22 protein-coding genes are annotated in these 26,878 nt (G+C 76.6%); 11 read left to right on the plus strand and 11 right to left on the minus strand.

The window, feature by feature from the left end:
• Nucleotides 1-44 precede the first annotated feature (44 nt).
• Nucleotides 45-2,069 (minus strand): MDR family MFS transporter, encoded by a 2,025-nt coding sequence (locus V1J52_RS10110; RefSeq protein ID WP_330139313.1) that lies wholly within the window; start codon nt 2,067-2,069, stop codon nt 45-47.
• Between the two features lie 216 nt (nt 2,070-2,285).
• Here V1J52_RS10110 and V1J52_RS10115 point away from each other — a divergent pair, with 216 nt between their 5' ends.
• Nucleotides 2,286-3,008, plus strand: coding sequence for an HAD-IA family hydrolase (locus V1J52_RS10115; RefSeq protein ID WP_330139314.1), 723 nt, complete (start codon nt 2,286-2,288; stop codon nt 3,006-3,008).
• Nucleotides 3,009-3,133: 125 nt separating this feature from the next.
• Here V1J52_RS10115 and V1J52_RS10120 read toward each other — a convergent pair whose 3' ends face one another.
• The gene (locus V1J52_RS10120; RefSeq protein WP_330139315.1) at nt 3,134-3,712 is read right to left on the minus strand and encodes a TMEM165/GDT1 family protein; all 579 of its coding nucleotides are present in this window, start codon (nt 3,710-3,712) and stop codon (nt 3,134-3,136) included.
• Nucleotides 3,713-4,210: 498 nt separating this feature from the next.
• Between V1J52_RS10120 and V1J52_RS10125 the strand changes: the two genes are divergently transcribed.
• Nucleotides 4,211-4,897 carry an HNH endonuclease family protein gene (locus V1J52_RS10125; protein ID WP_443075795.1) on the plus strand — a complete coding sequence of 229 codons (687 nt, stop codon included), beginning with the start codon at nt 4,211-4,213 and terminating at the stop codon, nt 4,895-4,897.
• A 129-nt stretch (nt 4,898-5,026) separates the two neighbouring features.
• Here V1J52_RS10125 and V1J52_RS10130 read toward each other — a convergent pair whose 3' ends face one another.
• Complete coding sequence (locus V1J52_RS10130) at nt 5,027-5,686, minus strand: superoxide dismutase family protein (protein ID WP_330139317.1); 660 nt, start codon at nt 5,684-5,686, stop codon at nt 5,027-5,029.
• 210 nt (nt 5,687-5,896) lie between these two features.
• On the opposite strand from V1J52_RS10130, the gene V1J52_RS10135 reads away from it, so the two are divergent.
• The 3 genes from V1J52_RS10135 to V1J52_RS10145 all read left to right on the plus strand — a co-directional run bounded on the left by V1J52_RS10135 (nt 5,897) and on the right by V1J52_RS10145 (nt 8,278).
• Nucleotides 5,897-6,541 carry a DedA family protein gene (locus V1J52_RS10135; protein ID WP_330139318.1) on the plus strand — a complete coding sequence of 215 codons (645 nt, stop codon included), beginning with the start codon at nt 5,897-5,899 and terminating at the stop codon, nt 6,539-6,541.
• A gap of 242 nt (nt 6,542-6,783) precedes the next feature.
• A complete protein-coding gene (locus tag V1J52_RS10140) occupies nt 6,784-7,791 on the plus strand; it encodes a Gfo/Idh/MocA family protein (RefSeq protein ID WP_330139319.1) in 1,008 nt (335 codons plus the stop codon).
• Between the two features lie 109 nt (nt 7,792-7,900).
• On the plus strand, nt 7,901-8,278 hold the full coding sequence (locus tag V1J52_RS10145) for a DUF1330 domain-containing protein (protein WP_330139320.1): 378 nt from the start codon (nt 7,901-7,903) through the stop codon (nt 8,276-8,278).
• 97 nt (nt 8,279-8,375) lie between these two features.
• On the opposite strand, the gene V1J52_RS10150 is transcribed toward V1J52_RS10145, so the two are convergent.
• Entirely contained in the window at nt 8,376-8,702 is a 327-nt protein-coding gene (locus V1J52_RS10150) for an antibiotic biosynthesis monooxygenase family protein (protein WP_330139321.1), read from the minus strand.
• Between the two features lie 91 nt (nt 8,703-8,793).
• Here V1J52_RS10150 and V1J52_RS10155 point away from each other — a divergent pair, with 91 nt between their 5' ends.
• Nucleotides 8,794-10,953, plus strand: a complete 2,160-nt coding sequence (locus V1J52_RS10155; RefSeq protein ID WP_443075779.1) for a phosphatase PAP2 family protein — start codon at nt 8,794-8,796, stop codon at nt 10,951-10,953.
• 12 nt (nt 10,954-10,965) lie between these two features.
• Here the strand turns inward: V1J52_RS10155 and V1J52_RS10160 are convergent, their stop codons facing one another.
• From V1J52_RS10160 to V1J52_RS10180, 5 genes are read right to left on the minus strand one after another with little or no spacing between them, the layout of a single operon-like run.
• Nucleotides 10,966-11,871, minus strand: a complete 906-nt coding sequence (locus V1J52_RS10160; RefSeq protein ID WP_330139322.1) for an ECF transporter S component — start codon at nt 11,869-11,871, stop codon at nt 10,966-10,968.
• Complete coding sequence (locus tag V1J52_RS10165; RefSeq protein ID WP_330139323.1) at nt 11,868-13,496, minus strand: ABC transporter ATP-binding protein; 1,629 nt, start codon at nt 13,494-13,496, stop codon at nt 11,868-11,870. Before V1J52_RS10165 ends, V1J52_RS10160 begins: the two co-directional genes overlap by 4 nt.
• Complete coding sequence (locus V1J52_RS10170; RefSeq protein WP_330139576.1) at nt 13,493-14,656, minus strand: CbiQ family ECF transporter T component; 1,164 nt, start codon at nt 14,654-14,656, stop codon at nt 13,493-13,495. The genes V1J52_RS10165 and V1J52_RS10170 overlap by 4 nt, the downstream gene beginning before the upstream one ends.
• Complete coding sequence (locus V1J52_RS10175) at nt 14,653-15,381, minus strand: SCO2322 family protein (protein ID WP_330139324.1); 729 nt, start codon at nt 15,379-15,381, stop codon at nt 14,653-14,655. Before V1J52_RS10175 ends, V1J52_RS10170 begins: the two co-directional genes overlap by 4 nt.
• Complete coding sequence (locus V1J52_RS10180) at nt 15,381-16,676, minus strand: SCO2321 family membrane protein (protein WP_330139325.1); 1,296 nt, start codon at nt 16,674-16,676, stop codon at nt 15,381-15,383. Before V1J52_RS10180 ends, V1J52_RS10175 begins: the two co-directional genes overlap by 1 nt.
• A gap of 565 nt (nt 16,677-17,241) precedes the next feature.
• Between V1J52_RS10180 and lanKC the strand changes: the two genes are divergently transcribed.
• From lanKC to V1J52_RS10200, 4 genes are all read left to right on the plus strand, one after another.
• The gene (lanKC, locus tag V1J52_RS10185; RefSeq protein WP_330139326.1) at nt 17,242-19,830 is read left to right on the plus strand and encodes a class III lanthionine synthetase LanKC; all 2,589 of its coding nucleotides are present in this window, start codon (nt 17,242-17,244) and stop codon (nt 19,828-19,830) included.
• Between the two features lie 77 nt (nt 19,831-19,907).
• Complete coding sequence (locus V1J52_RS10190) at nt 19,908-20,027, plus strand: SapB/AmfS family lanthipeptide (protein WP_330139327.1); 120 nt, start codon at nt 19,908-19,910, stop codon at nt 20,025-20,027.
• A 180-nt stretch (nt 20,028-20,207) separates the two neighbouring features.
• Nucleotides 20,208-22,022, plus strand: coding sequence for an ABC transporter ATP-binding protein (locus V1J52_RS10195; RefSeq protein ID WP_443075781.1), 1,815 nt, complete (start codon nt 20,208-20,210; stop codon nt 22,020-22,022).
• Nucleotides 22,015-23,793: an ATP-binding cassette domain-containing protein gene (locus tag V1J52_RS10200; RefSeq protein WP_330139328.1), complete on the plus strand. Its 1,779-nt coding sequence runs from the start codon at nt 22,015-22,017 to the stop codon at nt 23,791-23,793. The genes V1J52_RS10195 and V1J52_RS10200 overlap by 8 nt, the downstream gene beginning before the upstream one ends.
• On the opposite strand, the gene V1J52_RS10205 is transcribed toward V1J52_RS10200, so the two are convergent.
• Nucleotides 23,716-24,321, minus strand: a complete 606-nt coding sequence (locus V1J52_RS10205) for a response regulator transcription factor (protein WP_330139329.1) — start codon at nt 24,319-24,321, stop codon at nt 23,716-23,718. The genes V1J52_RS10200 and V1J52_RS10205 overlap by 78 nt on opposite strands.
• A 193-nt stretch (nt 24,322-24,514) precedes the next feature.
• Nucleotides 24,515-25,159, minus strand: coding sequence for a TetR family transcriptional regulator (locus V1J52_RS10210; protein WP_330139330.1), 645 nt, complete (start codon nt 25,157-25,159; stop codon nt 24,515-24,517).
• A 277-nt stretch (nt 25,160-25,436) separates the two neighbouring features.
• On the opposite strand from V1J52_RS10210, the gene V1J52_RS10215 reads away from it, so the two are divergent.
• Entirely contained in the window at nt 25,437-26,777 is a 1,341-nt protein-coding gene (locus tag V1J52_RS10215) for a glycosyltransferase family 4 protein (RefSeq protein WP_443075783.1), read from the plus strand.
• The last annotated feature ends 101 nt before the right edge of the window (nt 26,778-26,878 follow it).

Here is a 26,878-nt window from a genome sequence, read left to right on the forward strand (position 1 = left end):
TGCCGCCACTGCTGCCGGTCCCGCGCCACCGCCGCCACGGGCGGTCAGGGGCGGCGGTCCGGCTCCTCGCGCGGTGTCTCGCCACCGCCGCCGCCCAGGTCCCGGGAGAGCTGCCGCACGAGGACGGTGAGGTCGCGCGGCCGCTCCGGCGTCCACCAGTCGCCCAGCAGGGCGGCCAGCGCCGCCTCCCGGGCGGCGGCGAGCCGTGCGGCGATGTCGTGGCCCGCCGGGGTGAGGGAGAGCCCGAGCCCCTCGCGCTCGGCCAGCCGCCGCTCCTCGGCCTCCCGCGCGCCCGCGGCGATGACCGTGCGGTCCAGTCCGTAGCGGTCGGCCAGCAGGGCCGGTTCCACGTGTCCGTCCCGGTGCATGCGCAGGAGCAGCCACCCCGTCGCGGGCCGCAGGGTGAGACCGGCGTCGGCGACGAGGCCCGCGTAGAGGTCCCGGCGCCCCGCGCGGCTGCTGAGGACCGTCAGCGCCCGCAGCAGTTCCTCCCGAGAGGAGCGGGTCACCGGGTTGAGGCCGAGGGTCTCGCTGGAGTCGGGGGCCTGGACGCTGGCCCGCAGCGGCGTCTCCCGGAGCAGGCAGGCCAGCCCGAAGGCGACGGCCGTCACGGGGACGGCCCACAGGAAGACGTCCGTGATCGAGATGGAGTAGGCGTCGAGCGCGGCGGCCCGCTGGCCGGGCTCCAGCCCGGCCACGGCGCGCGGGTCCTCGGCCAGCGTCCGCGGGGTGACGCCGGGCGGCAGCCGCTCCCCGGCCAGCGCGCTCTCCAGCCGGGGGCCGAGCCGCGCTGCGAAGACCGTGCCGAAGACGGAGACGCCGACGGCGGCGCCGATGGAGCGGAAGAAGGTGGCGCCCGAGGTCGCCACGCCCAGGTCCTCGTACCGCACCGCGTTCTGCACGACGAGCACGATGACCTGGAGCACCAGGCCGAGTCCGGCGCCGAAGACGAGGAAGTACGCGCTCATCTCCCAGGTGCCGCTGTCCGCGTCGAGGTTGTGCAGGAGCAGCAGTCCGAGGACGGTGACGGCGGTGCCGAGCACGGGGTAGACCTTCCAGCGCCCGGTGCGGCTGATGAGCTGCCCGGAGAGCGTCGAGGTGGTGAGGATGCCGAGCACCATGGGCAGCATGTGCACGCCGGAGAGCGTGGGCGTGATGCCGTGCACCACCTGGAGGAACGTCGGCAGGTAGGTCATCGAGCCGAACATGGCGAAGCCGATGACGAAGCTGATGACCGCGCAGAGCGTGAACGTGCGGACGCGGAAGAGCGCGGGCGGCAGGACGGGTTCGGCCGCCCGCCGCTCGACGCGGACGAACCAGGCCAGCAGCGCGGCGCCGAGCACGGCGAGGCCGAGGACGCCCGGGGAGTCCCACTCCCAGGTGGTGCCGCCCAGCGACGTCCCGAGTACGACGCAGGTGGCGACGGCGGCGATGAGGAGCGTGCCCAGGTAGTCGATGCGGTGCCGGTCGCGGCGGACCGGGATGTGCAGGACGGCGGCGATGACCAGCAGGGCGAGCACACCCAGCGGCAGGTTGACGTAGAAGACCCAGCGCCAGCTGAGGTGGTCGACGAACAGGCCGCCCAGCAGGGGCCCGAGTACGCTGCTGGCTCCGAAGACGGCGCCGAACAGCCCCTGGTACCGGCCGCGCTCCCGGGGCGGCACGAGGTCGCCGACGATCGCCATGGACAGCACCATCAGCCCGCCGCCGCCCAGGCCCTGGACGGCGCGGAAGGCGATCAGTCCGGCCATGTCCTGTGCGACGCCGCACAGGGCGGAGCCGACGAGGAAGATCGTGATGGCGGCCTGGAAGAGCTTCTTGCGCCCGTACTGGTCGCCCAGCTTGCCCCATAGCGGGGTACCGGCGGTGGCGGCCAGCAGGTAGGCGGTCACCACCCAGGACAGGTGGTCCAGGCCGCCCAGCTCGCTGACGATCGTGGGCAGGGCGGTGGCGACGATCGTCTGGTCCAGCGCGGCCAGGAGCATGCCCATGAGCAGGGCGCTCAGGGCGAGGTAGAGGGTGCGCTGTTCCTGGCGGGTCCGCGGCCCGGCCGGTGGCGCTTGTGTCATGGGTCCATGGTCGGGGTTTGCGGCCGCCGCGTCCTGTCGAGCGGCGGAGGCCGGGCGCGGGGCGTGGAGGGAAACGCAGGGTCGGGGGCTGGCGGTGGGGCCCCGTGTTTTGTATGCTGTGGAAACAAAGTGGTTCCGTCCGTTCCCGCGCCTGACCGCGGGGCCTCCCTGACCGGCGGACGGGACCACTCCTTCTTTCCCCGGGAGCCGCCCGCCATGGCCGACACCGCCGCCGCGTCCGCCGCCTTCGATCCGGCCGCCGCCGTCACCGCGACGCTCACCGCCCGCGCCGTACTGCTCGACATGGACGGCACGCTCGTCGACTCCGAGGCCGTGGTGGAGCGGGTGTGGCGCGACTGGGCGGCCGGGCACGGCCTCGCGTTCGAGGACGTGCTGCCGCTCGTGCACGGGCGCCAGGGGCACGTCACGATGGCGCTGCTGCTGCCGGAGCGGCCGATGGCCGCGAACCACGCCGACAACCGGGAGATGCTCGCCCGCGAGACGGCCGAGACCGACGGCGTCGTGCAGGTGCCGGGGGCCGCCGCGTTCCTGGCCGCCGTCGAAGCGGTGCCGCACGCGCTCGTGACGTCCGCCGACGCCGCCCTCGCCCGGGCCCGGATGGACGCGGCGGGGCTGCGCGTGCCGGAGGTGCGCGTCACCGCCGAGTCCGTCGAGGAGAGCAAACCGCACCCCGAGGGCTTCCTGCGGGCGGCGGCCGAGCTGGGCGTCGACCCGGCGGACTGCGTGGTCTTCGAGGACTCCGAGGCGGGTGTCGAGGCCGGACGGGCGGCGGGCATGCGGGTGCTCGGTGTCGGGCCGCGCGCGGCGGCGTTCGGGCCGACCGCGCACGTGCGCACGCTGGAGCAGGTGCGGGTGGAGGTGCCGTCCGGCGCCGACGGGCCGGTGCGGCTGCACGTGCTGGCCGACGGCTCCGCCTAGCGGGGCTGCGAGCCCGGAGCGGGCGTCCCCGGGCGGGCCGCCCGCCTCGCGCGTCCCGCCTCTCCCCGGGGCCCGCGCCGCGTGCCCCCGCGGTGTGCGGCGCGGGGGCGTGGGCGGCGGGTGCGTCAGGAGACCGCCTCGAAGAGGCTCCACAGGCCGAGGGCCGCCATGACGGCGGCGGCGATGCGGGTGATCAGCCGGAGCGGGACGCGGCGCATCAGCGCCCGGCCGCCGAGGATGCCCAGCGCGGCCACCGACCACAGGGCCAGCACGGCGCCGACCCCCACCGAGACGGGGTCCTCGTAGCGTGCGGCGAGGTTGGCCGTCATGATCTGCGTCAGGTCGCCGAACTCGGCGATCATGATCAGGGTGAAGCCGCTGCCCGCGACCTTCCAGAAGGACTGGTCGGCCGGCTGCCGGACTTCCTCCTCCCCCTCGTCCTTCTTCCACAGCAGCATCGCGGCGCCGCCGAGGAACAGGGCGCCGGTGACGGCGGCGAGCAGGCGCTCGGGGAGGAGGCCGAGGACGCTTCCCGCGGCCACGGCGAGCGCCACGTGGACGGTGAACGCGGCGGCGACGCCGGCGAAGACGTAGGAGGCCCGGTAACGGGTGCCGAGCACCAGTCCGGCCAGGGCCGTCTTGTCGGGCAGTTCGGCGAGGAAGACGACGCCGAAGACGACGGCGGCGACGGTGAAGCTGAACACGGTGCTTTCCTCAATCGGTCGGGCCGTGCCTGTTCCGGCCCGCGGGGGAGCACGCTTCGGCACGGCAGCGTCAGGACACTGCGGCCGAAGGTCTCGCTGGCGCGCCACGCGTGCGCGCGGCGGGCTCCGGGCGCCGGGGCGGTGAGCCGCCCAGTGTGTCGACGGTCCGGCGAAGAGCTACTCCCCTTCAGACGGCCCCACCCTACGGCACGTGCCCCGTCCGCCCGGCTCCCGGAGGGCGGGTGTGAGCCGTCGCACGGGCGTCCGGCCGGGTGTGCGGCGGGGCGGGGCCGCCCGCACGCGCCCGTCGTGCTGCTTCACGCGTCTTGATCTGACGTGCGCATGTCGTCAATCTGTTACCTGTGGCCCGCCGGGGCGCAACCCCGCGCCGCCAGCATGCCGAACGCACCGCCCGGCACACCCCGTCTTCCGCGCCTCCGCTCCCCGTTCCCGCCCCGTCAGGAGTCCCGCATGCGTCGAATTGGCATGTCCACGGCAATGTCGCAGCGCTACGCGCGTCACACCCGCCCCGGCCGTCCCGCCGCCCCGCGCTCCCGGGCCCGTTCGCTGCCCGCCGCCGGAGCCGCCCTCACCGGCCTCGTCGCCGGACTGGTGCTCACCGCGCCCCCGGCCCAGGCCGCGCCCCCCACCCCGCCCAGCGCCGCCCAGGCCCGCTCCATGCTGGCCGGGCTACCGGTCGCGGGGGAGGCGTCCATGGACGGCTACAGCCGCAACCTGTTCCCGCACTGGATCGCGCAGGACGGGAAGTGCAACACCCGCGAGGTCGTGCTGCGCCGCGACGGCACCAGCGTGCGTACGGACTCCGAGTGCCGGGCCACCAGCGGACGCTGGTTCTCGCAGTTCGACGGCGTGACGCTCACCAGCGCCTCACAGGTCGACATCGACCACATGGTGCCGCTCGCCGAGGCGTGGCGTTCCGGTGCCCGCTCCTGGTCCGCCGCCAAGCGGCGCTCCTTCGCCAACAACCTCAGCGCGGCGCAGCTCATCGCCGTCTCGGCCAGCTCCAACCGCTCCAAGGGCGACCAGGACCCCGCCGAGTGGCTGCCGCGCGCGGCCTACCAGTGCACCTACGCGCGCTCGTGGGTGTGGGTGAAGCACAACTACGCCATGAAGGTCGACTCCGCCGAGAAGTCCGCGCTCAGCGGCATCCTCAACCGCTGCTGAACCCGGCGGCGTCCCCGCAGGGGGCGCGCCCGGCCGCACCGCAGCCGCCGCCCGTCCCCGGCGCGGGGAACGGGCGGCGGCCCGGCGCCCGCGCCGTGGCGCTCCCCGCCGGGCGCCCGCCCCCGGCGGTCACCTCCCACCGGCCGCCCGGGGTACGAAGGGCACCGTGAAGCAGGCCAGCCGCGCGCCCGCCTGCCCCGCCCCGGCCGGGCCCGTGGCCGTGCGGTGCTCGTGCAGCACGACCGAACGGGCCTGCCCCGGGCGGAAGGTCCACTCCTGGCGCGCCACGGCGCCCCCGTCGCCGGACGCGTCGGTGGCGAAGTCCAGCCACACCTCGTTCGCCGGGTTCGCGTAGGCCGGGTCGGTGGAGGGCCGTACCGGGTCCACGGCGTCCTGGTAGTGCGGACCGGCGTCGGCCGGGTCCGGGCCGCAGGCGCCGGTGTGGACGTGTGCCCCGAACGCCCGCCCGGGGGCGGCGCCGCGCACCCGCAGTTCGACGGTCGTCCGTCCGCCGCTGACGCGCTGGCCCACCGCGACGCGGGCGCCCGGCGGCACCAGCTCCGGCGCGTACGTCACGGCGGACGGCGCCGCGAACGTGCCCGGCCGGGCGAAGGCACCGGCCGCCGCGAGTCCGTACGTCCCCGGCACGCGGCCCGCTGTCCGTGCCGCACCGGCCGCGTCACCGGCCGCGCCCGCGGGCGCCGGACGCGCCGCGCCCGCGTCCGCCGCGGGCAGGAGCGCGAGCGCCGCCGCCAGCCCCGCCGCCGCCCAGGTCCTCACCACGTCCACTGTCCTGCTCCCTCTCGCGTGTTCTGCTTCCGGCCCGCCCGATCCCGTCTCAAGTCCGCCCCTGCGGGGACGGTGCACACTGTGCCGCGTGCCCGGCGGGAAACCGCCCGGTGACCGCTTCCCACGGCCCCGTGCTGACCGTGTGGGGGAACCGCGCGTACGCTGTACGGCGGAAAGCCGCTCCCGACGGGGGCAGGACCGGGAGTGAAGGTGCTGGAAACCCTGGGGTCGTTGGTCTACGAGCCGTGGATCTACGTCCTCGTCGCGCTCACGGTGCTGCTGGACGTGTTCCTGCCGGTGCTGCCCAGCGGCATCCTGCTGGTCACCGCCGCCACGGCCGCCGCCACGGAGTTCCCCGCGAGCCTGGCCGCCCGGGGCGACCTGATGCCCGAGATGTGCGTGCTGGTGCTGTGTGCGGCCACCGCCTCCGTCCTCGGCGACCTCGCGGCCTTCCAGCTCGCCCGGCACGGTGGCCGCCGGTTCGCCGGGGCCGTGAACCGCTCGGCGCGGCTGGCGTCGGCCCAGGAACGGCTCGGCCACGTGCTCGACCGCGGCGCGGGCCCCCTGATGGTGCTCGCCCGCTTCGCCCCGGCGGGGCGCTCGGTGATGAGCCTGGCGGCGGGCGCGACCCGGCGCCGGTTCCGCGACTTCGCGCCGTGGTCCGCCATCGCGGGCCTCGTCTGGGCCGGGTACAGCGTCTGCCTCGGCTACTTCGGGGGACGGCTGTTCGGTGTGAGCTGGGGGAGCGCCGCCCTGTCGGCCGCCGCGCTGTGCACGGCCGGGTCGCTCGCCGCCTACCTGCTGCGCCGCCGTCCGGCACGGGCGCGGGCCGCCGCCGTGCCGCCGCCGGCCTGACGGGCGGTCCGGAGCACGCGCCGCCCCTCCGGCGTCCGGCACCGCGCCGGAACCGCCGACGTCCGGCGCGGTTACGATGGCGCGCGGCGCGACCGCGCGCCCCGTACGCCCTCCCACCCGCGCCGACGGCGCCGCGGGCCGCGCCGCCCGCGCGCCCGGCACCGTCCGCGAGCGCCACGGCGGCCTCTCCACCGGTACGGACGCACCACGGACGGACCACGGACGGAAGAGGTACCCACTCCATGACCACGACCGAGCCCCTGCGCATCGGCATCCTGGGCGCGTCCCGCATCGCCGGGCAGTCCCTCGTCGAACCGGCGCGCACCACGGGCCACCGGCTGGTGGCCGTCGCCGCCAGGGACCGCGCCCGCGCCCAGGCGTTCGCCACCCGGCACGGGGTGGAACGGGTGCTGGACACCTACGCCGACGTCCTGGCCGACCCGGAGGTGGACGCCGTCTACAATCCGCTGGCCAACGCCCTGCACGGGCCGTGGAACCTGGCCGCGCTCGCGGCGGGCAAGCCGGTGCTGTCGGAGAAGCCGTCCGCGAGCAACGCCGAGGAGGCCGCCGAGGTCCGGGACGCCGCCGCCGCGGCCGGCGTGCCGTTCCTGGAGGGCTTCCACTACCTGTTCCACCCCGTCACCCGGCGGCTGCACGCGCTGCTGGAATCCGGGGAGCTGGGCGAACTGCGCCACGTGGAGGCGCTGGTGGCCATCCCCGCCCCGGCGCAGGACGATCCGCGCTGGTCCCTGGAGCTGGCGGGCGGCGCGATGATGGACGTGGGCTGCTACGGCCTGCACGCGCTGCGCATGCTCGCGCCGTGGGCGGGCGGCGCGCCCCGGCTCGTCGCCGCCCGTGGTGGGGAGCGGGCGGGCGCGCCCGGGGTGGACGCCTGGCTGGACGCAGACCTCGTCTTCCCCGGCGGGGCGACCGGCTCCGCCCGCTGCCACATGGAGTACGACGGGGTGTCGATGGGCATGCGCGTGGTCGGCTCCCGGGGCGAGGCGACCGTGCCCAACTTCGTCAAGCCGCAGGACGACGACCGGCTGGTGGTCCGCACCGCGTCCGGTGAGCGCGTGGAGGAGCTGGGCCGCCGCACGTCGTTCAGCTACCAGCTCGACGCCTTCGCCGCGGCGGTCCGCGCGGGGGCGCCGCTGCCGATCGGTGCCGACGACGCGCTGGAGATGATGCGGCTCATCGACGCGTGCTACCGCGCCGCCGGGTTCCCGCCCCGCCCGCGCCTCCGTTGACACCGGTCGGGACGCGCTGCCAAGGTGGGCTGAGCAAGCGCTTGGTCAGCCCGCCTCGGCCGGGCGCCCCGAGCACCCACCCGGCCAGTACCCCCCGGAGGACGTCGCCATGGCAGTGGACCCGCGCGGAGCCGACCTCAAGCGGTTCGTGGACGAGGACCCCGGCGGCCCGGTCGTCATGCTCAACCTGCTGCGCTTCCGCGACGGCGGCCGCGACTCCTACGCGGCGTACGCCGCCGAGCTGGACGCCACCTACCTCCCCCGGTACGGCGGGAAGGTGCTGTACGCGGGGGAGGGCTCGACGGCGCTGGTGGCCGAGGACGGCCAGTCCTGGGACGCGGTGCTGATCGTGCGGTACCCGAGCCGCGAGGCGTTCAGCCAGATGGTCGCCGACCCCGGGTACCAGCGCGTGACGCACCTGCGCACCGAGGCGCTCAGCGAGGCGGTGCTCCAGGCCACCACGCCCTGGAAGCCCACCGCCGGCTGACCCGCACGGACGGCGGGCCGTCGCGGCCCCGCCCAACCCCTGCCGGAACGGCCCGGCCGGGCGTTCCGGCCGGGCGCTGACAGGGCCGCGCCCGGAGTCAGTCCCGCTTGGGGCCCGTCTGCTGGACGACCTCGAAGCTCCACACCGTCGAGCCGGAGGCGGCCGGCGGCTGCTTCGGGGCGCCCTCGCCGCCGCCCTGGTGCGCGGCCTTCATCGGGCCCTCCATCCACGCCTGGAAGGCCGCCTCGTCCCGCCAGCGGGTGTAGACGAGGTACTGGTCGGTGCCCTCCAGCGGGCGCAGCAGCTCGAACCACTCGAAGCCGTCCGACCCCTCCACCGTGCCCGCCCGCGAGGCGAACCGGCGCTCCAGGACCTCCCGCTGCTCCGCCGGGACGGTCAGTGCGTTGATCTTCACGATGCTCATGCCCCCATCCTGCCGCACGGCGCGCCCGTCACCCGGGCCGGTCGCCATCTCAGGTGACCTGCATATGTCCTGCGTCTGACGTTCGGGGAAGATGGCGGCGAGGCGGACGGGACGGAGCGGGGCGGGCGTGACGGCGGATACGGGAGAGCGGACGGCCGGGCGGGGGACGCGCGAGGGGGCGCTGTTCGCGCTGCTCGCCGGGGTGTGGCTGCTGGTGGCGGCGCTGGCGGCGCGGCAGGCGCTGGCGGTGCTGCGGCTGCCGCCGGAACGGCGCCTGACGGACCTGTTCGCGTGGCTCGGCGAACGCGGCACGCTCAGCGAGCCCGGACCGCTCTACGCCGACGGCGGCCAGGGGGCGTTCACCGGCACGCCGCTGGCCGGGCTGGTGCTCCGGCCGCTGGCCGGCGCCGGCGCGCAGGGGATCGGCGTGGTGTGGACGGGGCTGACGCTCCTGCTCGTCGCCGCGCTCGGCGTCCTGGCGGTGCGGGCGCTCCCGGACGGGCCCGCCCACGGCGCGGACACGGGTCCGGCCGGTGCGGCGGGCGTGGCGGGCCGGGCGGCGGCGTGGCGCAGGCCGCTGCTGGCCGTCCCCGTGGCGCTGGCCCTCCTCCTGGTGTCGCTGCCGGTGCGCAACACCTTCACCCTCGGCCAGACCAGCATCATCCCGGTACTCCTGGCGCTCGGCGGCTTCCTCGCCGCGCGCCGCGCACCCCGTGCCGCCGGGGCGGCCGCCGGCCTCGCGGCGGCGCTCCAGCCGCCGCTGCTGCTGTTCGCGGGCGTGCTCTGGCTCACCGGGCGGCGCCCGGCGGCGGCCGGCGCAGCCGTCACCGCCGCCGCCGCGACGGCACTGGCCTGGGCGGCCCTGCCGGCCGACTCGTGGGCCTACTGGGTGCACCACGTCGCCGGGGTGGGGCTGGGCGGCGCCTCGGACGGCCTGGCCAACCAGTCCCTGCACGGACTGCTGCTGCGGCTGGGCCTGAGCGGCCCGCCGGAGACGGCGGTGTGGGCGGTGCTGGCCGCCGCCGTCGCCGCCCTCGGCCTGCGCCGCGCCGCGTCCTACGCGCGCGACGGGCAGTGGCTGCTGGCCGCCGCGGTCACCGGGTGCGCGGCCGTGGCCGTCTCCCCGGTGGCGTGGCAGCACCAGCAGCTGTGGGTGCTGCTCGCCGTCGTGGGCCGGGTGGGGCGGCGCCGCGGCGACCGCTGGGTGTGGCCGGTGGCCGTCGTGCTGGTGATGACGCTCGACGCGGCGGTGCTGGTGCCGGACATCGGCTGGCTCGCGCCGCTGGGCGAGAACGCGCCGCTGCTGGCCGCCCTGCTCGCGGCCTGCGCGCTGCCGTTCGTCTCCCGCTCCTCGCCGCTGTGGTCCCGCCCGGAGCCCTCCGGCCCGTTCAGCCGCCCCAACCTGATGCTGGAGCTGCTGCTCATCCGCGTCGGGTACTTCGCCTACTCGTGGGTGCGCGCGCTGGCCGCGGGCGGCAGGGAGAGCGCCGAGGCGCACGGCAGGCAGATGCTGGCGCTGGAGCGTCCGCTCGGCCTGGACGTCGAGCACGGGCTGAACCAGATCGTCGCGGGCACCGCCTGGCTCACCGACACCATGAACTTCTACTACGGCGCCTTCCACTTCCTGGTGCCGATCGTGCTGCTGGCCTGGCTCTACCTGAGCCGCCCCGCCGCCTACCGCTGGGCCCGCACGTCGCTGTGCCTGGCCACCCTGCTGGGGCTCGTGGGCTTCTGGCTGTACCCGCTGGCCCCGCCGCGGCTCATGCCGGGACTGGGCTACGTGGACACCGCGCACGGGCCGCAGAACTTCGACGACCCGGACTTCGGCGTGCTGACCGGCGTCTCCAACCAGTACGCGGCGATGCCGTCCCTGCACGTGGGCTGGTCGCTGTGGGCGGCGGTGGTCGTCGTGCGCCTCACCCCGCGCCTCGTGCCGAGGATGCTGGCGGCGGCCTACCCGCTGCTGACGACGGTGGTGGTCATGGGGACCGCCAACCACTACCTGCTGGACGCCGTCGGCGGTGCCGTCGTCGTGGCGGCAGGTTTCGCCGCCGCGCGGCTGTGGTGGCGGCGGCACGGCGCGGACGCGCCCGCCGTCCTGCCCGCGCAGCGCACCCCGGACGGCGCCCGGCCGGGCAGCCCCCGGGTGGCGGCACGCGGCGGGGCCCCCGGTGCGCCACCGGGGACGCCCGGCGGACGCGGGGTGGTGGACGCCGGGACGGCCGGGGAGGCGGCCTGCGCACCCCGGTGACGTGGGCCGGGCTCAGGCCCGGCCCGGATCGCTGTGACCCGGGCCGCCGCCGCCCGGACCCGGGGCGGTGTCCCCGGCCGCCGCCGGGGCGAAGGCGACCGGTGCGGCGAACGCGGCCCGCCGGGTGGCCCGGCGCAGCGCCCGCAGGACCGTGCCGCCGACGGTGAGCGTCAGCACGACCGTCAGCACCGCCCTCGGCAGGTCCCAGCCCAGGGACGTGGCCAGGCAGTAGGCGACGAAGCGGGCCAGGTTCTCGGTGAGCGGATCGCCGGGCACGTAGGAGACGCCGGTGCCGAGTCCGGCGATGTACGGCCAGCCCTGGAGGTTCATGACCAGCCCGTAGCCGGCCGCCGCCGGGCCGCCGTAGGCCGCGAGCAGCCACAGCTCGCGGCGCCCGCGCAGCGTGTGGGCGCCCGGCAGCAGCCCGGCGCCCATCGCCACCCAGCCCATGCTGAGCATCTGGAACGGCAGCCAGGGCCCCACCCCGCCGGTCAGCAGCGCCGAGGCGAACAGCGAGACGGCGCCCAGCACGAACCCGAAGCCGGGCCCCAGCACCCGTCCCGAGAGCACCATCAGGAAGAACATCGGCTCCAGGCCCGCCGTGCCGGCGCCCAGCGGACGCAGCGCGGCGCCCACGGCGGCCAGCACGCCGAGCATGGCGATGGCCTTGGCGTCCAGGCCGGCGTCCGCGATGGTGGCCACCACCACGGCGAGCAGCAGCGGCAGCAGCGCGGCGAACAGCCAGGGCGCGTCGCCGGAGTGGGCGAGCCCGGAGGCGGACCCGGCCAGCAGCGGCCAGCCGAACCCGGCGACGCCGGTGGCCGAGACGAGCGCGAGCGCCGCACCCGAGCGCGGTCCGATCCGCACCGCCCGCACCTGCCCGCCCGGCTCCGCGCGCGCCGGGGCGCCGCCGGTCACGGCGTGCCCTCCAGCGCCCGGCGCACCTGCGGAACGGTCAGCCAGCGCTGCGGCGCGAGCACCTTGGCCGTCTGCGGGGCGAACGCGGGGGAGGAGACGACGACGTCCGGTGTCGGCCCGTCGGCGACGACCTCGCCCTGCGCCAGGACGACGACCCGGTCGGCGAGTTCGGCGGCCAGCTCCACGTCGTGCGTGGCCAGCACGACGGCGTGGCCCCGGCCGGCCAGGCCGCGCAGGACGGCGGTCAGCCGGTGCTTGGCCGCGTAGTCCAGGCCGCGGGTCGGCTCGTCGAGCAGGAGCAGCGGCGGGGCGGCGGCGAGAACGACGGCGAGGGCGAGCACGAGGCGCTGGCCCTCGGAGAGGTCCCGGGGGTGGGTGCCGTCGGCGATGCCGGGCAGCAGTTCGCCGACGAGCGCACGGCAGGTGCCCGGGGCGGCTGCGGCGTCCCGGTCGGCGGCGGCGCACTCGGCGGCCACCGTCGGGGCGCCGAGGAGGTCGCGCGGGTCCTGCGGGACGAGCCCGACGCGGCGCAGCAGCGCGCGCGGCTTCGTGCGGTGCGGGGCCCGCCCGCCCACGTCGGCGCTGCCCCGGGAGGGTTCGTGCATGCCGACGAGGGTGCGCAGCAGCGTGGACTTGCCGGAGCCGTTGCGGCCCATGAGCGCCACCGTCTCGCCGCGCCGCACGGTCAGCGACACCCGGTGCAGGACGGTCGCCCGCCCGCGCCGCACGCTGGCCCCGGACAGTGCGCCGACCGCCTCGCCACCGTCCGGGCCGCCGTCCGCGGCGGGGGCGGGCGGGGCCGGGCGGTGCGAGGCGAGCCGTTCGCGCAGGTCCCCGGCGCGGCGCCGGGCGTCGCGCACCGACAGCGGCAGCGGGGCCCAGCCCGCGAGGCGTCCCAGCTCCACCACGGGGGGCCGCACCGGGGACTCGGCCAGCAGCGCGGCCGGGTCCCCCAGCCGGGCGGGGGCGCCGGGCGCGGGGAGCAGCAGCACCTGGTCGGCGTACTGCACGACGCGCTCCAGTCGGTGCTCGGCCATCAGCACGGTGGTGCCCAGGTCGTGCACCAGGCGCTGGAGCACCGCCAGCACCTCCTCGGCGGCGGCCGGATCGAGCGCGGAGGTCGGCTCGTCCAGCACCAGCACCTTCGGATGCGTCGTGAGCACCGAGCCGATGGCCACGCGCTGCTGCTGGCCGCCCGACAGCGTGGCGATGGGCCGGTCCCGCAGCTCGGCCAGGCCGAGCAGGTCCAGCGTCTCCTCCACCCGGCGGCGCATCGTCGCGGGCGGCAGCCCGAGCGACTCCATGCCGTAGGCCAGCTCGTCCTCGACGGTGTCGGTGACGAAGTGGGCCAGCGGGTCCTGTCCGACCGTGCCGACGACGTCGGCCAGCTCGCGCGGCTTGTGGGTGCGGGTGTCGCGGCCGTCCACCGTCACCCGGCCGCGCAGCGTGCCGCCGGTGAAGTGCGGGACGAGTCCGCACACGGCGTTCAGCAGCGTGGACTTGCCGACGCCGGACGGGCCGATCAGCAGCGCCAGCTCGCCCTCGGGCACGGTCAGGTCGACGCCCGCGAGCGCCGGCGTCCCGGCGTCCGCGTAGGTGACCTCGACGTTCTCGAAACGGATCACGGGTCTTTCCTTCGCTGCGTCGGTACGGCCTGCGGGGCGGGCAGCGGCGCGACGAACGCGGGCAGCAACCCGGCCAGGCAGGCGGCCGCCGCGCCCAGCGGTAGCCCGGGTGCGGTCAGCGGCACGGCCGGGGGCCGCAGGGCGGACGGGTCGGCGGCCGCCGCCACCAGCATCCCGGCGGCCGCCGCGGCGCCGGACCCGGCCACCAGCCAGGCCCGCGGCCCCCAGCGGTCCGGACGGTAGCGGGTGCGCACCGCCCGCCGTCCGCCCAGCCGCAGCCCGGCCAGCGACGCCGCGAGCCCGGCGCCGAGCACCGGCAGCCCGAACGCGGCGCCGCCCGAGGCGAGCAGGCCGTAGGTGCCCACGCACACGCCGAGCAGCCCGCCCAGCGTGCACACGGCGGTGGCGTGCCGCACCCGGCGCGGCACCGGGGCGGTGCGGCCGTACCCGCGGGCGTCCATCGCCGCCGCCAGCGCCACCGAGCGTTCCAGCGCGCCCTCCAGCACCGGCAGCGCCACGTGCAGCACCGACCGCACGCCGGTGTCCCGGCGCCCCCGCAGCCGGCGGGCCGCGCGCAGCCGCGTCACGTCGGCCACCAGACTCGGCGCGAGGGTCATGGCGACGACGGCGGCCACGCCCGCCTCGTACAGCGCGCCCGGCAGCGACTTGAGCAGCCGGGCGGGGCTGGCCAGCGCGTTGGCGGCTCCGACGCAGACGAGCAGCGTCGCCAGCCGCAGACCGTCGCACAGGGCGAAGTACAGCCCCTCCGCCGTGACCCGGCCGCCGATCCGCACGCCCTGCGCCCAGCCGGGCAGCGGGACCTCGGGGAGGGTGAACAGCACCACCGTGCCCGGCACCGGGGAACCGAGCACGAGGGCGAAGACCAGGCGGATGCCCAGCACCAGCAGACCCAGCCGCAGGAACGCGGCATAGGAGCGGGCCCACGGCGCGTCGGTGCGGCGCGCGGCGACGACGTACCCGGCGACCGCCACCAGCAGCGCCAGCAGCAGCGGGTTCGTGGTGCGGGACGCGGCGGCGGCCAGGCCCAGCGCCCACACCCACCAGGCCCCGGCGTGCAGCGCGGTGGCCCGGTCCGCCCGGGGCGCGCGCAGCCCGGCGCCGTGCCGGGCGAGCGCGCCGGGGAGCCGCCCGCCGGTCATGAGCGGCGGCGCCGCGCCTGCCACAGGGCCGCGACCGCGAGCGCCAGCACCGCGACGACCCCGCCGGCCAGCGGCAGCACCGGGCTCCCGGCGTCGTCCGCGGAACCGTCACCGGAGGCGGAACCGTCAGCCGAGGCGGAGCCGTCACCGGGGCCCGAGCCGGAGTCCGGCCCGGAGCCGTCGGCGGAGCCGGTGTCAGGACCGCCGCCCCCGTCCGCGCCGATCCGCTCGCCGCACCCCGAGGCGGGGTACCCGGCGATGGCGCACAGCAGCGCGTTCGCGTCGTAGCGCAGGGGCGGCGCGGCGGCGGCGAGCGCGTCGGCGGCCGTGCCGTCCCCGGGGATGCGGGCGCACTCCTCGCGCGGTCCCGGGGGCCGTGCCCCGCCGGGCGCGTCGGCCGCGGTGCCCGGGTCGATGACGAGGGCGACCCGCTTGTGTCCCGCGCGCGGCTGCGTCCCCGCGCAGACCTCCGCGAACGCGGCCGCACCGCGCGGCTCGGCGGCGCTCCCGGCCTCCTCGCTGACGGCGAAGCGGAACCCGAGCACCGCGCCGTCGTCCGGCCGCTGGGTGCCGGGGCCCTCGGTGGCGTACGACCAGCCGTCCGCGCCGCGCAGCCAGAACGACCAGTAGCGGTACCCGTCGGCGTGGGCGGGCGCCGCGGCCGGGAGCAGGAGCAGGGCCGCGGCCGGCAGCGAGGCCGCCAGCGTACGGAAGCGGGGCCGCATCAGAGCCGCTGCCCCGTCCCGCCCCGCCTGCGCAGGCTCAGCGCCATGCCGATGCCCACGCCGGCGAGCACGCAGGCGCCGACGATCCACCACAGGGCCGGGCTGCCGTCGTCCTCGCTCGCGTCCTCCGCCCGCGCGTCCGCCTGCGTGTCGTCCCGCGCGCCGGTGTCCCCGGCGTCCGCGCCCTCCTGGGCGGGCCCGGTGGCGGCCAGCGCGGCGACGAGGTCGGTGCCGCCGAAGTCCGCCGGGTCGCCGCCGGCCGCGCGCACCGCGAGCACCAGCTCGCCGAGGCCGGCCGGGCTCTGCGTGAGGCCCTCCCACCGCGCGTGGTTGCGGGCCAGCCAGTCCAGCGCCTCCTGGGCCGCCGCGTCCCGGCCGCCGGCGCCCAGGGCGAGGGCGGCCTTGGTGGTGGTGCCGTAGTCGGGCTGGTCCTCCGCGCCCGCCAGCGTGGACATCAGGTGGCCGCCGTGCTCGGCGAGCGCGCGCTCCAGGTAGGCGGCGCCGGCCCGGGCCGACTCGGTGCCGGGCGCGAACCGCTCGTCCCCCTCGCAGCGGGGCGCGCCGCCCTCCGGGGCGTCCTGCGGGGCCTTCGCCCAGCCCGCGCCGTACGCGCCCAGCACGGCGGCGGCGCTGGCCATGGCGTCGGCCGCCAGCCGCCCCTCCTCCGGCTGGTGGTCGAAGGCGCCGCGCTCGTCCCCGGGCGCGTCGCAGCCGAGCTGGAACTGGGCCAGCCCCTCGTACGCCGAGCGCCCGCCGCCGGCCGGCTCGGTCCGCGCCGGGTCCTCGCCCGCCGCCGAGAGGGCTCCGATCACGACGGCGGTGGAGTTGGCGTCGGAGTCGTCACCGGGGGTGTAGGGCCAGCCGCCGTCGTCGTTCTGCACGGACTTCAGCCAGCTCAGGGCCTCGCGCACCGGCGCGCTTTCGGGACCGTGCGCCTCCAGCGCGGCCAGGGCCTGCACGGCGGCGGCCGTGGCGTTGGTGTCGCCGGGCTGCGCGGTCGGGTCGCAGGGCTTGCCGGTGTCGGGGCGGTAGGCAACGAAGGAACCGTCGTCGCACTGCTGGTCCGCCAGCCAGCGCACGGCCTCGCCCGGCGGCCGGGCCCCGGTGGCGTCCAGGGCCAGGAGGGCGAGGGACTGCCGCCAGACACCGTCGTAGTTCGGATCGCCCGTGCCGAACAGACCCGCCGGGAGCGCCTTCCCGGTGGCCGGCGTGGGATCGGCCAGGGCGGCGGGGGCGGCGGACGCGCACAGAACGGCCGTGGCGGCCAGGGCCACGGCGCTGCGACGCAGGAACATCTCGGGTGCCTTTCGGTGAGCGGTCGCGTCACCGGCACCACGGCGGTCCGCGCTGGGCGCGCGGCACTCCGGGCTCGGCATCCGCAGACCTCGACGGTGCCGGCGTGCGGGACGCCGGGAGCCTTGGGCCCTCCCGGGGGAGGGGGCCGCCGCGGTGCGGGTGTTCCGGCTCGCGGGCGGTGCGGCACGGGCCGCACGGCGCCGCTCACGGTTGCGGGTCAGCGCCGGGTTCGCACCGGCTTCCCCCGACCAGGGCGGGCTTGCGTCGAACACTCTAACGGGAGGTGGCCGGGACGCCGCGGTGCGGCTGGTCACAGCGGCACCGCGGCGCCCCCGGGCCTCCGGCGTGGCCGGTTCCGGTCGGGACCGCGTACCGCGCCTGGCCGTTTCCGGCCACCCCTACTGGTCACGGCGCGCGTGCGGACCCGTGCATTCCTCACACCCTCCTCGTGACAGCCGTGACTACTCCGTCACGCTGCGGCATGGAAACGTCAGTGCCGTGCCGGACGGCGGTCCACGGTCCGCCCGGCACACCCACCGAGGAACGAGCGGCCGAAGGGGGACGATGGACAGCCGGTATGAGGCGTACTGCCTGGCGGACCAGCACTTCTACGAGACCCCCGACCGGCTCTCGTCCGGCGCGGGCCGCAAGGACGCCGGACTGGAGACGGCGCGCCGCCCGATACCCGAGGGCTGGCGCCACCACCGCAGCGGCGACTGGCTGGAACTGCGCCCCGAGGACGGCGATTTTCCCGCCCAGGGCTGGAAGATCCACGTCTCGGCCACGCTGCGCAACGCCGACCGGATCGCCGCCCACGTGTGGGACTACTGCGTCCCCCGCTCCATCCCCTTCAAGTTCGTGCCGGACCTGCACCTGCTGCACCTGCGCAACGCCAAGTACGCCGAGCGCGGCATCAGCGGCAAGGCCGTCACCGTCTACCCGGTGGACGAGGCGCAGCTGCGCACCGTCCTGACGGAGCTGGAGGAGCGGCTCGGCGGCGAGGAGGGTCCCTACATCCTCACCGATCTGCGCTGGAACGAGGGTCCGCTGTACGTGCGGTACGGCGGTTTCGCGCCGAGCAACTGCCTCGACGAGTCCGGGCGCATGGTCCCGGCCGTCGAGAACGGCGACGGCGTCCTCGTGCCCGACCGCAGGGAACCGGTGTTCACCGTCCCCGAGTGGGTGACGCTGCCCGGCTTCCTCCAGCCGCACCTGGACGCCCGCAACTCCTCCACCGTCGCCGACCTGCCCTACCGCATCGAGCGCGCCCTGCACTTCTCCAACGGAGGCGGGGTCTACGCCGGGACGGACGTGCGCACCGGCGAGGAGGTCGTCCTCAAGGAGGGCCGCCCCTACGCGGGGCTGGCCGCCGACGGCGCCGACGCCGTGCAGCGCCTGGAGCGGGAGAAGGCCGCCCTGGAGCGGCTCGCCGGGCTCGGCGTCGCACCGGAGGTCCGCGACTGGTTCACCCTGGAGGGCCACCAGTTCCTGGTGATGGACCTCCTGCCGGGCCAGACGCTCAACTCCTTCTACGCCAGGCGGCACCCGCTGCTGAGCGACGACCCGGACCCGGCCGCCGTCGCCGACTACACCCGGTGGGCGCTGGACGTGCACCGCGCGGTCGCCGACGCCGTCGCCGCCGTCCACTCGCGCGGCGTCGTCTTCAACGACCTGCACATGTTCAACATCATGGTCGCGCCGGACGAGAAGACGGTCGCCCTGCTGGACTTCGAGGCCGCGGCACCGGCCGAGGACAACCCCCGGCAGGTCGTCGCACACCCGGGCTACGTCGCGCCGGGGGACCGGCGGGGCTTCTCGATCGACACCTACGCACTCGCCTGCCTGCGCCTGGCGCTGTTCCTGCCGATGACCACCCTGCTGGCCGTCGACCGGAACAAGGCCGCGCACCTGGCCGCCATCGTCGCCGAGCAGTTCCCCGACGTCCCCCGGGAGTTCCTGGACGAGGCCGTCGCCGAGATCGAGGGGCGCCCGGCGGCCGGCGCGGCGAGCGCGCGCCCCGCGCACGCTCCCTCCCCGGCACCGGTGGAACCCGCCGACTGGCCGCGCAGCCGGGACGCCATGGTCCGGGCCATCCGCGCCTCCGCGACGCCCGAGCGCGACGACCGGCTCTTCCCCGGCGACATCGCGCAGTTCGCCAGCGGTGCGGGCCTGGGCCTCTCCTACGGCGCCGCCGGAGTGCTGTACGCCTTCGCCGAGACCGGCGCCCCCCGCTACGAGCAGGGCGAGCAGTGGCTGCTCGACCACAGCGCGGCGCCGCCGGCGCGCACCCCGCTCGGCCTCTACAACGGACTCCTCGGCGTCGCGCTGGTCCTGCACCGGCTCGGCCACACCGAGCGCGCCGCCGAACTGACCGGCAGGGTGCTCGGCGAACGCTGGCAGCGCCTCGGGCACGACCTGGAGGGCGGACTCGCCGGAGTCGGCCTCGTGCTGGACCACCTGGGCACCCAGACGGGCGACAGCGCCCTGCACGCGACGGCGCTGGAAGCGGCCGACCACGCCGCGCGGGCGCTGACCCGGGCCGCGGACCCCGACGGGCGCCTGCCGCGTGCCGGGCTGCTGCACGGCGCCAGCGGTACCGCGCTGCTGTTCCTGCGGCTGTACGAACGCACCGGCGACACCGGGCTGCTGGACCTGGCCGCCGACGCGCTCCGCCGGGACCTGGACCGCTGCGTCACCGACAAGCACGGCGCCCTCCAGGTCGACGAGGGCACCCGCACCATGCCCTACCTGGGCGCGGGCAGCGTGGGCATCGCCGCCGTCCTCGACGACTACCTGGCCCACCGCCCCGACGACGCCGCCTTCGAGAAGGCGCGGCAGGAGATCCTGCCCGCCGCCCGGTCCCGCTTCTACGCGCAGCCCGGACTCTTCCGCGGCCGGGCGGGCATGATCTGGCACCTGGCGCGCACCTCCACCCCCGGTGTCACACCCCAGGACCTTCCCGGACAGCTCACCGCTCTCGGCTGGTACGGCATGCACTACGCCGACGGCCTCGCCCATCCCGGCGACCAGATGATGCGGCTGTCCATGGACCTCGCCACCGGCACCGCCGGATGCCTGCTCGCCGTGGGCACAGCCCTGCACGACGAGCCCGCCCGGCTGCCGTTCCTCCCGCCGCCACCGCGGCCCCAATAGACCTGCCCCGGCCAGGGGTCAGGAAGCAAACCCCGTCCCTACATGGCACGGAAATCCCAACCGAAAGGAAGAACATCATGGCGCTTCTCGACCTGCAGAAGATGGAAACCCCGAAGACCGGCGGCGACGAGGGCAGCAACGTCAGCCTGCTGGCCTGCGACAAGCAGAGCACCAACAGCGTCATCCTGTGCCTCTGACACCGCTGAGCCGGTGAACCGCTGACGCGGCGGTGACCTCGCGTCCCACCGCGTCACGGAAGGCCCGGTCCCGGGCGGCGGCTTCGGCCACCGCCCGGGACCGTCCCGTCGGTACCGGGGAAGCCGGGAGCCGGAGGGCGCGACGCACTCCGGGACGCGAGGAAGGTGAGGAGCCCCAGGTTGAGGAGTCTGCTGCCGTCGACCCCCGCCGACCGGGTGCTGAGGGACGTACTGCGGCACAACGCCGTCCGCGTCACCGCCCTCGCCGCCCTGACCACCGTCGACGCGGGCGCCGCGCTCCTGCTGCCCACCGCGCTCGGCCGCACCCTCGACCTGCTGCTCGCCGGGGAGTCCGCGCGGGGCTGGCTGGTGTGCAGCGTCGTGCTGCTGGCCGCCTTCGTCGTGCTGGACGCCGCCGAGACCGTGCTGACCGGCACCACCGCGGCCCGCGCCACCGCCCGGCTGCGCGTGCGCCTGGTGGACCGCCTGCTGGCGATCGGCCCGGCCGGAGCCGCCCGGTTCAGCCGCGGCGACCTCGTCACCCGGGGCACCGGGCTCGCCGCCCAGGCCGGTACGGCGCCCGGCGCCGCCGCCTCACTCGTCTCCTCGCTCGCCCTGCCGCTCGGCGGCATCACCGCCCTGGTCCTGCTGGACTGGCGGCTCGCGGCGGCGTTCCTGCTCGGCGCCCCCGTCCTCGCGCTGCTGCTGCGCGCCTTCACCCGCTCCTCGGCCGACGTCGTGGCCCGCTACCAGCAGACGCAGGCCACCATGGCCGGCTCGCTCACCGAAGCGCTCGGCGGGGCCCGGACGGTCGCGGCGGCCGGCACCTGGCACCGCGAACGGGCCCGCGTGCTCGGCCAGCTGCCCGAGCTGAGCCGCCACGGGTACCGGATGTGGCGGGTGCAGGGCCGGGCGAACGCCCAGGCCGCCGCCCTGGTCCCGCTGCTCCAGACGGCCGTCGTCGCCGTCGCGGGCCTGCTCCTGACGGCCGGACAGCTCACCGTGGGCGAACTGCTGGCCGCCGCCCGCTACGCCGTCTTCGCCACCGGCATCGGCGTGCTCACCGGCCATCTCGCCGCCCTCGTGCGGGCGCGGAAGTCGGCCGGGCGGATCGCCGAGGTGCACGCCGTGCCCGCCGCACCCCACGGGCACACGCCCCTGCCGGACGGGCCGGGGAGGCTGGAACTGCGGGGGGTGCGCGCCGTGCACGGCGGCCGGACCGTGCTGGACGACGTCCACCTCACGGTGCCCGGCGGAGCCGTCGTCGCCGTCGTCGGCCGCTCCGGCTCCGGCAAGTCGGAACTGGCCAGGATCGCCGGGAAACTGGCCGAACCCGACGCGGGCCGGGTGCTGCTGGACGGCGTCCCGCTGGACGAGGCGGACCCGGCCGCGCTGCGGCGGGCCGTCGGCTACGCCTTCGAACGGCCCGCCCTGCTCGGCGGAACCCTCGCCGGCACCATCGGCTTCGGCCCCGCGCCGCCGCCCCGGGAACGGATCACCGCGGCGGCCCGCGCCGCCTGCGCCGACGCGTTCATCCGGACGCTGCCCGCCGGGTACGACACCCGGTGCGCGGACGCGCCGCTCTCCGGCGGCGAGACCCAGCGGCTGGGACTGGCCCGCGCCTTCGCCCACGACGGACGGCTGCTGATCCTGGACGACGCCACCTCCAGCCTGGACACCGCGACGGAACGGCAGGTCACCGCCGCGCTGCTGGACGGCGAGCGGAAGCGGACCCGGCTCGTCGTCGCGCACCGCGCCACCACCGCCGCCCGCGCGGACCTGGTGGCGTGGCTGGACGGCGGCCGGCTGCGCGCCGTCGCCCCGCACGCCGCGCTGTGGCTGGAACCCGGCTACCGGGAGGTCTTCGCGGCCGGGCCGCCCGAGCCGGACGAGCCGCAGGGGACGAAGGAGACGCAGGTGGCGGGTGAGCCGGACGGCCCGTCCCGGCCGAAGCGGGCCGTGCGGGTCACGAAGGGCGGGCCGGCCGATGGCTGAGCGGCACGGCGGACTCCTCGCGGCGGGCGTGCGGCGGCTGCGCCGTGAACCGCGGGCGCTGCTGGCCCTCATGGGCTGGTCGCTGATGGAGTCCGCGCACACCTTCCTGCTGGGCCTGGCCATCGCCCGCGCCCTCGACGACGGCTTCCTGGCCGACAGCCCCGGAACGGGCCTGGCCTGGCTGGGCGTGGGCGCGCTCGGCATCCTGGTCGGCGCGGTCGGCACCGGCGGCGTCTACCGCGCGGTGGCGGCGCTGGCCGAACCGCTGCGGGACCTGCTGGTCGAACGCGTCGTCGGCGCCGGACTGCGCTCGGCGGTGCTGCGCGGCCGGGCCGCCGAGTCGGGGGCGGTGTCGCGGCTGACGCACCAGGTGGAGATCGCCCGGGACAGCTTCGCCGGGCTGCTGATGTCGGGGCGGGCCTTCGTCTTCACCTCCGTCGGCGCCCTGGCGGGCCTCGCGTCGCTGCACCCGCTGCTGCTGCTGGTCGTCCTGCCGCCACTCGTCCTCGGCCTGCTCGTCTTCTTCGGCACGCTGCGTCCGCTCGCCCGCCGCCAGCGGGCCTACCTGGTGGCCGACGAGGCCATCGCCGAGCACCTGGGGGAGACCGTCGGCGGGCTGCGGGACGTCACCGCCTGCGGCGCCGAGGCCACGGTGCGGGCGGACGCCGCCGGGCGCATCGCCGCCGAACGCCGCGCGGCCGGGGCGCTCGCCCGCTGGGGCACGAGCCGGGCGCTGGCGCTGGGCGTCGGCGGACGGCTGCCGGTGGCGCTGCTGCTCCTCCTCACCCCGTGGCTGCTGTCGCGCGGGGTGAGCGCGGGCGCGCTCGCCGGGGCGCTCACCTACCTGTTGCAGGGCCTGGTACCCGCGCTGGAGAGCCTGGTGCGCGGGCTCGGCGGCGCGGGGGCACGCCTGGCCGTCGTTCTCGGACGGCTGCGCGACGACCCGGCGGACCCGCCGCCCGCGCCGCTGACGCCCCCCGCGCCCGCGGACCCGGGGGCGGCCGTGGAGCTGCGCGGACTCACCTACGCCTACGGCCGCCGGGCGGACCCCGTGCTGGCGGACCTGGACCTGACGGTGCCCCGCGGCGGCCACCTCGCCGTCGTCGGACCGAGCGGCATCGGCAAGTCCACCCTCGCGCTGCTCCTGGCCGGGCTGCTGGAACCCACCGGCGGCACCCTGGCCGTGCGCGGCCCCGTGGCGCTCATCCCGCAGGAGGCGTACGTCTTCTCCGGCACCCTGCGCGCCAACCTCGGCTACCTGTGCCCCGAGCCGCCGACGGACGCGGCGCTGCGGGACGCCGTGGCGGCCACCGGCTGCGGGCCGCTGGCCGAGCGGCTCGGCGGGCTGGACGGCGTGGTGGAGCCGCGCGGCCTGTCGGCCGGGGAGGGCCAGCTCATCGCGCTGGCCCGTGCCTACGTGGCGCCCGTGCCGGTCGTCGTCCTGGACGAGGCCACCTGCCACCTCGACCCGGCCGCCGAGGCACGGGCCGAGGCGGCCTTCCGCGACCGCCCCGGGACCCTCGTCGTCATCGCGCACCGGATCAGCTCCGCGCGCCGGGCGGACCGCGTCCTGGTGCTCGACGGGACCCGCCCGGCTCACGGGCGTCACGCGGAGCTGGTGGGCCGCTCGCGGCTGTACCGGGAACTCACCGGCGACTGGGAGGGCGCCGGTGAGCTGCCCGGTGCCGCCGGCTCACAGCCACCCGGAGCGCTGGGCGATGCAGATGGCGTCCACCCGGTTGCGGGCGCCGGTCTTCCGCGTGATGGCTGACATGTAGTTCCTTATGGTCCCGTTGCTCAGGTGCAGGGACTGCGCGATCTCCGCCACCGAGGCGCCGCCGGCCGCCAGGGAGAGGACGCTCAGCTCGCGGCGGGTGAGCGGTAATCGGGTCGCCTGGAGGAAGGCGAAGGCGAGCGTGGCGTCGACGAAGCGTTCTCCCTTCGCCACCTGTCTTATCCCGGTCAGCAGCTGGTCCGGGCTCGCGTCCTTGTTCACGAAGCCGAGGGCCTCCGCCTCGAAGGCCCGGCGCAGCGGTCCCGGCCGCCCCGGGTTGGCGAGGACCAATAATCGGCAGTTCGGCGAGGGCAGTTCCCTGGTCAGGGCCTGGAGGTCGCGTGCTTCGCCCCCGGCGGACTCCTCGATGTCGGCCACGCACACGTCCGCGTGCGTGGTGCGTGCCGTCCGCGCCGCCCCCTGCCAGGGCGCGGCGCTCACCGCCATGTCGTGTGCTTTGCCGAGCAATTCGGCCAGTCCCGATCTGAGCAGACGCGTGTCGTGCACGAGCAAAACCCGAATCACTGACGCTTCCTCCTGAGCACTTCTGTCCCCTGGCCCTATACCGCCGTGCTCCGTCTACCCCCGTAGCGCGGGGGATAGCGGCGAAACACAGCCGCAATTAGAGCTTCCGTGGCCGACTTTCGACGCGAAAAATCACGCCAGGGGGAAGGAGGAGGGCGCACACAGGGTGTGAGGGCGCCCCTACCGTGCGCCCTCAGCGCACGCGGTCCCCGGCCCCCTCGCCCTCCCCGAGGGGACCGATGAGACGGCAGGCCGTCTCCAGGTCGTTGCGCACCTGTGCGATGGAGGCGCGCCCCGACAGCCAGGTGATGAGCGCCGAGAACCAGGTGTGTTCGATGACCCGCACGGCGGAGAGCTGCTCGGGTGTCGGCGTCCCCTCCAGCCCCATGGCGTCCAGGACGATCGCCGTCGTTAGCCGGAAGACGGTGTCCACCTCGGGGCTCACCGAGCGGTCGGCGAAGGTGAGCGCCCGGACCATCGCGTCCGCGAGGTGCGGATCGCGCTGCATGGCGCGAAACGCCCGCATCAGCGTCTGGGCCACCCGCACGGCCGGGTCCGGGTCGGTCGGCGGCCGCCGGTGGAGCGTCCGGTGCAGCTGCTGGAGCTGGTCCTGCATGGTGGCGACCAGCAGGTGGACCTTCGAGGGGAAGTACCGGTAGAGGGTGCCCAGCGCCACCTGGGAGGACTCGGCCACCTCCCGCATCTGCACCGCGTCGTAGCCGCCGCGCCGGGCCAGCCGCGCCGTGGCCTGAAGTATGCGTCGGCGCCGGGCCTCCTGGCGCTCGGTGCGCGGCGCGGAGGCCGGCTGCGGGTACGGCGGCGTGGCAGGTGTCGTCATGGCGTCGTCGGCGGTCGGCTCACAGGTCGCTGGGTGCGGGCGGCAGGGGGAGTGCGGCGGAGCGGGTGGAACGGGCTGTCGGAGGGGCACGGGCTGTGCCTGCATCCTGTCAGACCCGGGCCGTGGTGCGAATCACCAGGTCCGGACCGGCCCGCCTGGTGACCGGCCGGTAGATTCAGGGGCGGAAGAGAGCGGCGAAGGCCGGGATCTGAAACTTGTTCTACCTCGGCGCGAGCGGATACGCTCCCGCGAAAGTCCGGCGAGAAGGGGGCCGCGAGTGACCGCAGAGGCCGTGGGGGACACGGTGTCCGGGCCCCCGGGCGGCGCGCGCGGCGCCGAGGGGCCGCTGCGCATCGCGCTGCTCACCTACAAGGGGAACCCTTTCTGCGGCGGCCAGGGCGTCTACGTCCGCCACCTCTCGCGGGAGCTGGCCCGGCTCGGGCACACCGTCGAGGTGATCGGCGCCCAGCCCTACCCCGTCGTGGACGAGGGCGTCACCCTCACCGAGCTGCCCAGCCTCGACCTCTACCGGCAGCCCGACCCGTTCCGCACGCCGGGGCGCGGCGAGTACCGGGACTGGGTCGACGCGCTGGAGGTCGCCACCATGTGGACCGGCGGTTTCCCCGAGCCGCTGACGTTCTCCCTGCGCGCCCGCCGCCACCTGGCCGCCCGGCGCGGCGACTTCGACGTCGTCCACGACAACCAGACCCTCGGCTACGGGCTGCTCGGCGGCCCCGGCGCGCTCGGCGCCCCGCTCGTCACCACCATCCACCACCCCATCACCGTCGACCGGCAGCTCGACCTGGAGGCCGCCGCCGGCTGGCGGCGCCGGGCGTCCGTGCGCCGCTGGTACGGCTTCACACGCATGCAGCGCCGCGTGGCCCGCCGCCTGCCCGCGGTGCTCACCGTCTCCGGCTCCTCCCGGCAGGAGATCACCGACCACCTCGACGTGCCCGCCGACCGGGTCCACGTCGTGCACATCGGCGCCGACACCGCCCTGTTCTCGCCCGACCCGGCGGTCGCCGAGGTGCCGGGGCGGATCGTCACCACCTCCAGCGCGGACGTGCCGCTCAAGGGCCTGGTGCACCTCGTCGAAGCGCTCGCCAAGGTGCGCACCGAGCAGCCGGGGGCGCACCTCGTCGTCGTCGGGCGGCGCGCGGACGACGGCCCGGTCGCCGCCGCCATCGAGCGCTTCGGGCTCGACGTCCCCGACCGCGCCGGGCGCCGTCCCGTGGAGTTCGTCAAGGGCATCAGCGACCAGGAACTGGCGGACCTCGTACGCGGCGCCCAGGTCGCCTGCGTGCCCTCCCTGTACGAGGGGTTCTCGCTGCCCGCGGCGGAGGCCATGGCCGCCGGCACGCCCCTGGTGGCCACCACCGGCGGTGCCATCCCCGAGGTCGCGGGCCCGGACGGCGAGACCTGCCTCGCCGTGCCGCCCGGTGACGCCGGTGCGCTGGCCGGGGCGCTCGGCCGGCTGCTGGCCGACGCGCCGCTGCGGGCCCGGCTCGGCGCGGCCGGACGCGCCCGGGTGCTCAGCCGCTTCACCTGGCAGCAGGCCGCGCTGGGCACCGTCGCGCACTACCGTGAGGCCGTCGCACGCGCCGTCCACCGCACCTGACCATGCTGCCCGAAGCCCCCTCGCACCCCCTCAGGCCGCCCTGTCCCGCCGCACGCCGTCCCCAGGCCGCTCACGCCCCCACCGCACGCCGCACGCCCCAC

This window comes from Streptomyces solitudinis (assembly GCF_036323765.1).
GTDB lineage: Bacteria > Actinomycetota > Actinomycetes > Streptomycetales > Streptomycetaceae > Streptomyces.